General features: G+C 52.1%; 6 protein-coding genes. All 6 read left to right on the forward strand.

The genetic code is table 11. The features are described 5' to 3' along the window. The coding region (locus HMPREF1492_RS07725; protein WP_035434871.1) for a hypothetical protein at positions 1 to 346 on the forward strand (346 nt) is incomplete at its 5' end. A gap of 91 nt (positions 347 to 437) precedes the next feature. Further along, positions 438 to 1,427, forward strand: coding sequence for an SPFH domain-containing protein (locus tag HMPREF1492_RS00500; RefSeq protein WP_035434873.1), 990 nt, complete (start codon positions 438 to 440; stop codon positions 1,425 to 1,427). A gap of 17 nt (positions 1,428 to 1,444) precedes the next feature. Further along, a complete protein-coding gene (locus tag HMPREF1492_RS00505) occupies positions 1,445 to 1,645 on the forward strand; it encodes a type II toxin-antitoxin system antitoxin (RefSeq protein ID WP_035428195.1) in 201 nt (66 codons plus the stop codon). A gap of 1 nt (position 1,646) precedes the next feature. Continuing rightward, positions 1,647 to 2,792 carry an ABC transporter ATP-binding protein gene (locus HMPREF1492_RS00510; RefSeq protein WP_232215572.1) on the forward strand — a complete coding sequence of 382 codons (1,146 nt, stop codon included), beginning with the start codon at positions 1,647 to 1,649 and terminating at the stop codon, positions 2,790 to 2,792. 2 nt (positions 2,793 to 2,794) lie between these two features. Further along, positions 2,795 to 4,639, forward strand: a complete 1,845-nt coding sequence (locus tag HMPREF1492_RS00520) for a hypothetical protein (RefSeq protein ID WP_035434875.1) — start codon at positions 2,795 to 2,797, stop codon at positions 4,637 to 4,639. 274 nt (positions 4,640 to 4,913) lie between these two features. Further along, the gene (locus HMPREF1492_RS00525) at positions 4,914 to 6,989 is read left to right on the forward strand and encodes an elongation factor G (RefSeq protein WP_035433006.1); all 2,076 of its coding nucleotides are present in this window, start codon (positions 4,914 to 4,916) and stop codon (positions 6,987 to 6,989) included. Positions 6,990 to 7,414 lie beyond the last annotated feature (425 nt).

A 7,414-nucleotide genomic window follows, 5' to 3' on the forward strand; every position in this document is an offset into this window, starting at 1 on the left:
AGTGCCCTTGGGAAGTCTACCATCACCAAACGTTGCACTTGCTTTGACAATTCAAGTACAGATTCTTTGCAGAAATCAGGCAAATCCACAGATTCTTTGGTGTTATCAGGCAAAAGTTACAGAATCTTTGCAGAAGTCAGGCGCGCTTGATGTAAGCCTTGCGATTCAGCTGCAATTCTCGAAGAGAAGAACTTCTCGCCTTGCGCATCACACACGGTCAAGCGCACGGTCAGGCGCGCTTGGTCCAGGCTCTACAGGTCAACTGGCATTTCAATGCACGCGACCAGACATGCTCCTGAGTGCGCAACGCATGCAGGAAAACCACCGCCTTACCTGGTATTTTTGAACAACATTTAAATAAAAATTTCTATTGACTTGCAATCAATGTGATATCACAATGATGCCAACAGAAAGCTCATTGTCACAAAGGAGATCTTATGAGCACCGAGAAAATCATTAAGTCCAAGAGTGGTTGGCTGTTCCTGCTGATTACTATTGTTCTTTTTGCAGTTGCAGCCCTGTTTACGCTGAATTTTGTACTCAGCGCTATCGCTGCAGACAGAAATCCTCGCCTGGATCCATCGTTCCCTAGCATCATTGGCGCGCTGGTATTCTTCCTTGCAGGAATGTTTGTTTCAAGTGGCCTGTTCAGCCTTCAGCCTGGTCAAGCAAAGGTTTGCGTGCTGTTTGGTAAGTATATTGGCACCGTTAAGGACGAGGGTCTTCGCTGGGCAAATCCTTACTACGCCAAGACTCTTTCTACAAACGTGGGTGACCTTTCTTCTCTCGCTGCAGGCGTTACTCCAAGTGTAAACGTGCACACCTCCATCATTTCTACCCGTGCTCGCACGCTGAACGGCGACGTCCTCAAGGTCAACGACCGCATGGGTAACCCAATCGAGATCGCAGAGGTTGTTGTTTGGCGCGTGAGCGATACCGCAAAGGCCCTCTTTGACGTCGACGACTACGACAGCTACGTTGCTATGCAGGCAGAGACCGCGCTTAGGCACGTCGCGAGCATCTACAGCTACGACCACATGGAGGACGAGTCCGAGTCCAACACCGCAATTACCCTGCGCTCCAACATCGAGGAGGTCTCCGAGGCGCTTCAGTCCGAGCTGAGCCGCAACCTTTCTGTTGCTGGCATCACCGTTGACGACGCTCGCCTCACGCACCTGTCCTACGCTCCCGAGATTGCGCAGGCAATGCTCCGCCGCCAGCAGGCAGAGGCAATCATCGCTGCACGTAAAAAGATCGTCGAGGGCGCCGTTTCCATGGTTGACATGGCCCTTACCCAGCTGTCCGAGAATGGCGTTGTTGAGTTTGACGAGGATCGCAAGGCTGTCATGGCCTCCAACCTCATGGTTGTTCTCTGCGGTGAGTCCGAGGCCCAGCCTGTGCTTAATACCGGTTCCTTGCAGCAGTAAAGCATGGCGAGAAACCCATGGCACCTCGCAAACAATATCCACTTCGTGTAGCTCCAGAAGTCTGGGAGGCGGTTGAACGCTGGGCGCAAGACGACATGCGTTCAACTAACGCTCAGGTAGAATGGATTTTGCGCGATGCTCTGAGAAGGGCAAAGCGCTCTCCAAAAGTTCAAGACACTCGTGTGAACAAGATAGATAAATTGGAAGAAGGAAACTAACATGGCCGACAATATTCCACAGCCACCTGTTCCTAACGCTCCCGTACCTCCCGCTGCTCCTGCTGCTCCTGCGGCTCCCGCCGCGTCAGCCGCACCAGCCGCACCTGCAGCTGCCGCTGCGCCTGTGTCTGCGGCTTCTCCCGCACCGGCCCCAGCCCCAGCAGCCCCAACACCAGCGGCTCCTGGCGAGGTTGTTCCCGTGTTGAGCGTCCAGCACTTTACCAAGAAGTATGGCTCCAAGGTAGCTGTTTCTGACCTTTCGCTCGACGTTATGCCTGGCGACATCTACGGTTTTATCGGCCACAACGGCGCAGGTAAGACCACGCTTATCAAGTCTATCGTTGGTGCTCAGCCATTTGAGGGCGGCGTCATTTTTGTGGATTCAAAGAATGTGCTGGTTGACCCTGTTGGCTCAAAGCAGGTCATCGCTTACGTCCCAGATAACCCAGACATTTACGAGTTCATGAGCGGCATTAAGTACCTCAATTACGTCAGTGACATCTTTGGCGTTCCTGCAGAGAACCGCGTCGAGCGCATTACTACGTTGGCCAACCGCTTGGGCATCACTGATTCCCTGGCAAACGCTATTGGCAGCTACTCTCACGGTATGAAACAGAAGCTGGTTCTGATTTCCGCCCTGCTCCACGAGCCAAAGCTTATCATTTTGGACGAGCCATTTGTTGGCCTGGATCCAGCAGCAAGCTTCGAGTTGAAGAAGATGCTGCACGAGCTTGCCGACCGCGGATCTGCCGTGTTCTTCTCGTCACATGTTCTTGAGGTTGTCGAGAAACTCTGCAATAAAATTGCAATTATTCGTCAGGGCAAGCTTCTTGCTGCAGGTAAAACGGACGAGATTCGCGGCAATGCCTCGCTCGAGGAAGTCTTCCTTGGTCTTGAAGCCGGCGCTCCTGGCGTTTCTGCCGAGATTGCTCAGGATATGGCCACCACAAAGGACGGCGCCACTGTTCAGCCAGTCATTCCTGCAGCACCTGCAGCACCTGCAGCACCAGCCGCGCCCGCAGTACCCGCCGCACCTGCAGCTCCAGCTGCGCCCGCAGCACCCGCAGCACCCGCAGCTCCAACTGTACCCGGCGCACCAGTACCTCCAGGCGCTCCAGTTCCTCCCTCCTTCCCTAAGGAGAACTAGTCATGGCAAACAATGTTCCACAGGCTCCTCAGCGCCCCGATGTGCCTGAGCAGAACCTGCAACTATCAGGAGATGTCTTTATTCCAGCTCAAGTAAGTGCTGGTCAAGTTCCTATTCTCAATCGCTCTGAGCTTAAGTTGCCTTCCGATCTCAAAGTGTTCTGGATGCTGCTTAAGGTTCAGATCACCATGATTTGGACTACGCAGGTTATAGGTGCTCGAAAGAATTTTGAGAAAAAGGTTGGCGCAAATGCCCTGCCTATTGTCGGTGGTATTTTTGTAGTTGTTGGCACGCTCTTCATGATGGTTTACATTTACGGCATTGCGACAACTCTAGCCATTGCTGGCTTCACAAGGCTGCTTCCTCTGGCAGGAATTCTTGTTGGCGCTCTACCTGGTATTATTTTGACGTTTGTAAAGGCCAATGGCGTGCTTTTTGCGTACAAGGATTATGACTTTATCATGTCGCTTCCAATCAAAAAGAGCACCATTATTTATTCTCGCGTAGCAGCTCTGTATGCTGCAGAGGGTATCTGGTCTATTGTCATTATGCTGCCAGTCTTTTTGGCTTACTTCACCTTTGAGGCTGTTACACTTCCACGCTTGATTGGTGCCTTGTTCGCGCTTCTTCTTGGGCCTAACCTTGCGGTTTCTGCTGCAATTCTCTTGGCTTTTGTGGTTGCTGCCCTTGCTGCAAAGCTGCACTTCAAGTCACTCGGCGTGGTTATCGGCGGAGCGTTCGGTCTTCTATTTATGGTCGCCTATCTGTTCTTTATCTTTACGGTATCTTTCAATGCAGACAAGTTTGTCCCAGGTGTGGTGGATAACTTCCAGAACACCGTCTTTAGCGTTGCAAGTTCAGTTGGCGTAGTTTATCTTCCATCACTGTGGATTGCGGATTTCTTCAACTCCGGCTCTCTTGTCAGTTTCTTGCTGTTTGTCCTGGTTTCTGTTGGAGCTCCTGCAGCAATTGTGGCAATCATTTCTCGCTTCAATGACCGCATTAATGCGCTGGTAAGCGAGGATAAGGTCCAGAAGAAGTTCACCACCAAACAGATTTCCACCAAGTCCGCGACGCCTTTTGTTGCTCTGATCAGAAAAGAGATTCAGACCATCACAGGTTACCCAGCAGTCTTTATAAACATGCTTTTTGGCTGCTTGCTGATGGTTATTCTCGCCTTTATTTCCATGTTCTTTAGCACGTCGTCTATCGTGGCCTACTTTGTTCCTGCGTCCGAGGTTCCGCGCTATCTACCTTTGGCAAGAACCATCTTTGGCATGATAACCACCTGGTTTGGCACCTCGATGTTCTGCGCTGCCAACTCCGCTGCTATTTCGTACTCGCTGGAAGGCCGCTCAAACTGGCTGATGGCAACTATGCCTGTATCTTCAAAGCAGATTTTTGGCGCAAAGATTGCCGTGAACATGCTTTACGTGCTCATTTTCAGCGTTGTGACCCAGATTTTCTTCCTGATTCCTGGTCACATCACCATTGAAACGGCCCTGAGAAACGTTATTCTGCCGCTCTGCATTGTGTTCCTGGTGTCTAACGTTGGCCTAGCCATTGATATTCGACGTCCAAACTTTGACTGGACTTCTGTCATCGATATCACCAAGAGGAGTCTTTCGGTCACGGTGTCTTCTCTTGCGGGCACGTTAGGCTCCATGTTTGTCATTGGCGGCACGTTCATGATGATGATTGCTCCAGTTATCGACTCATTTAGCTCGTCAACGGGCGTAGTTAACGAGACGCTGCCAAACATTATCTTTGTTACGCTGTCGCTGGTGAACGCAATTATCGGCTATCTGATCTTTAACAACACCGTTCACCGAGGAGTTAGAATCTAACTTTTGTGATGCACGCGGGCAGCGTTCTGCGATTTCGCACCATCTACCTGCGGTAACAGTATAAAATCTTCTGTCGAGAAGAAACTTTGAGACACCCACCGTATGTCGTTTATCGAATGGTGGGTGTCTCTTTTTGCGCTTTGCGGTACGGTAGGGTGGCTAGAGGTTTTCTTGTTCGGTAAGTAGCAGGAAGGGCCGAGGCATATCGCGCTAGACTCGGGCGCGTACTATCGGCTGACCTTCTCGGCTGCTTGCCGCAGTCAGAGGAGGCATCATGGCCGAAAAAAATGTTTCTAAGGTAAAGAATGTGGTCCTGGTGGGCCAAGGTGGCGTGGGCAAAACCATGCTTGCTGAGGCAATGCTGCATCTGACGGGTGCAACCACTCGTTTAGGCGGCCACGCAGGCACAAAGCCCACGCTTGATTACGATTCACAAGAGTCAGAGCGCGGATTCTCTATCTCTACTACTATCGCACCAATTACCTGGGAAAATACACGCATTAACGTGCTTGATGCGCCGTGCTATCCTGACTTTGTGGGTGACGCCTATTCGGCAATGAGCGCTGTTGAGACTGCGCTGTTTGTCGTTGATGCAGCTAGTGGACCTGGCACTATCACCACCAGGCTTTGGTTTGCCGCCGAGGACCTGTCTCTCTGCCGCGCACTGTTTATCAACCGCCTGGATCGCCCTGATGCAGACTACGAGACCGCAATGGCTATGCTTCAGGACCGTTTTGGCTCCTCGCTTGGTGCAGTGACTATTCCAATGGGCTCTGGCGAGGCATTCTCCGGCATCATTGACGTTGTCCATCAGAAGGCGCGCAAGCTGGTAGACGGCAAGCCTGAGGTCACCGATATTCCTGCCGAGTTCCAAGCAGAAGCAGAGGCTGCTCGCGCCGCTCTGACCGAGCTGGTTGTTGAGGCCGACGATGAGCTGATGATGCGCTACCTTGAGGGCGGAGAAATTACGCAGGAAGAGCTTGAAGGCCTGCTGGGTAAGGCCCTTATGGAGCGCATTTTTGTTCCTGTTTTCTCGGGCTCTTGCGTCCGCGAAGAGGGCGTTATCTCCCTGCTTGATGCTGTTGACGGCTGGTTCCCAACTATGTCTGACTTTGGCCGCATTCCGCTGGTGAACGGCGAGCAGCTTGATATTTCACCTGATGACGAGCGCCCTGTTGCGTTTGCCTTCAAGTCGCTGCAGGATCCACAGAACGGCAAGCTTACGTTTGTAAAGGTGCTTGCAGGTACTGTTTCTGCAGGTTCCGAGCTTATCAACGCTCGCACACGCAAGCCCGAGCGCCTTTCTCACCTGTATCGTATGTGCGGCAAAGAAACAGCTGATGTGAGCACCGCCGCGGCCGGTGACATCGTAGTAGTTCCAAAGCTCGAGGCCATGACGGGCGACACGCTTTCCGTTACCGGTAAGGTTGAGGCTGCTGCATTTAGGTTCCCCAACTCCCTGTACCGCACGGCTATTGAGCCTGATGAGCGCGGTACCGAGGGCAAGCTCTTCGCGTTCCTGGAGAAAGCCGCCGACGCCGATCCAACCCTTAAAGTTGAGCGTGATGAGGACACCGGCCAGACCATTGTTTCTGCAATCGGCGAGGCACAAGTAGCCGTTCTTCTCGAGCGTCTTGAGCAGCGAGCCGGCGTTTCCGCACATAAGGTTGCGCTCCGCATCCCATATCGCGAGACGATCCGTCGAGTTGCAAGCGCTCAGGGTAGGCACAAGAAGCAGACCGGCGGTTCCGGTCAGTACGGCGACTGCTGGCTGCGCATTGAGCCAAACCCAGATGCAGGCTACGAGTTTGTGGACGAAATCGTAGGCGGCCACATTCCACGCGGCTTCATCCCCGCTATTGATAAGGGCGTTCAGGAGACCATGCGTGAAGGCGTTTTGGCTGGTTATCCTATGATTGACGTTAAAGTTGCTGTTTACGAGGGCTCTTACCACCCAGTTGACTCCAACGAGATGGCTTTCAAGACCGCTGCTCGCATTGGTTTCCAGAAGGCTGTTGACCAGGCAGAACCTGTTCTCTTGGAGCCTATGGCTCACCTGGAGATCACCGTTCCAGACAGTTACGCAGGTTCCGTCATGGGTGACGTCTCCGCTTCTCGCGGTCGCGTTGAGGGAATGTCTTCAGGCACCGGTGTTTCCGCTGGTGAAACCACCATTAAGGCGACGATTCCATACGCTGAGGTTACCGATTACGCTACAAGACTGAGGTCCCTCTCGCGCGGAACGGGTGAATATACCGTTGAGCTGGCAGGATACGAGCAGGTCCCGCACGACATTCAGGCTCGTCTTGCTGCCGAGTACGCCGAGCGTCGCGCCGCCGGCGAGCGCTAGCCTGCAGGTAGATGTAACGTTTCGAGGAAGAGCTCTCGCATCTTTCAGGTGCGAGAGCTCTTTTTGCGTTTCTGCAGCGTGTTGGTGGCGGCTTTTAGGCTTGCCGTGCAAAATAGTGCGGTTTTGGTAGGTCTTGCTGAAGAATTGCCGTATTCCTAATCAAGATAATCAGTCAGCAGGCGGTATCACTGCCTGATATACATTTTTATGCATAAACTTTATTTAATATGCTTAAAAATGAATAGGAATATATAAAAAATCTAACTATAGGTAAATTCCGCTTCTAAGGAACACACCTATGACAGATATTCTGCACAATTGCGGGCATATTACACACCTAATGAAGATAATCTGCACGTTTGAGGTATTTTCAGTGTAATGTATACGTCTTTTTGACAGATTATCTGTCATAGGTGTGTTCAGCC

The sequence above is a fragment of the Atopobium sp. BS2 genome, assembly GCF_000565075.1.
Taxonomy (GTDB): Bacteria; Actinomycetota; Coriobacteriia; order Coriobacteriales; family Atopobiaceae; genus Lancefieldella.

Bases quoted from the DNA above. Each gene is read 5' to 3' on its own strand.
- HMPREF1492_RS00500 (WP_035434873.1), top strand. From the start codon at position 438: ATGAGCACCGAGAAAATCATTAAGTCCAAGAGTGGTTGGCTGTTCCTG.
- HMPREF1492_RS00505 (WP_035428195.1), top strand. From the start codon at position 1,445: ATGGCACCTCGCAAACAATATCCACTTCGTGTAGCTCCAGAAGTCTGG.
- HMPREF1492_RS00510 (WP_232215572.1), top strand. From the start codon at position 1,647: ATGGCCGACAATATTCCACAGCCACCTGTTCCTAACGCTCCCGTACCT.
- HMPREF1492_RS00520 (WP_035434875.1), top strand. From the start codon at position 2,795: ATGGCAAACAATGTTCCACAGGCTCCTCAGCGCCCCGATGTGCCTGAG.
- HMPREF1492_RS00525 (WP_035433006.1), top strand. From the start codon at position 4,914: ATGGCCGAAAAAAATGTTTCTAAGGTAAAGAATGTGGTCCTGGTGGGC.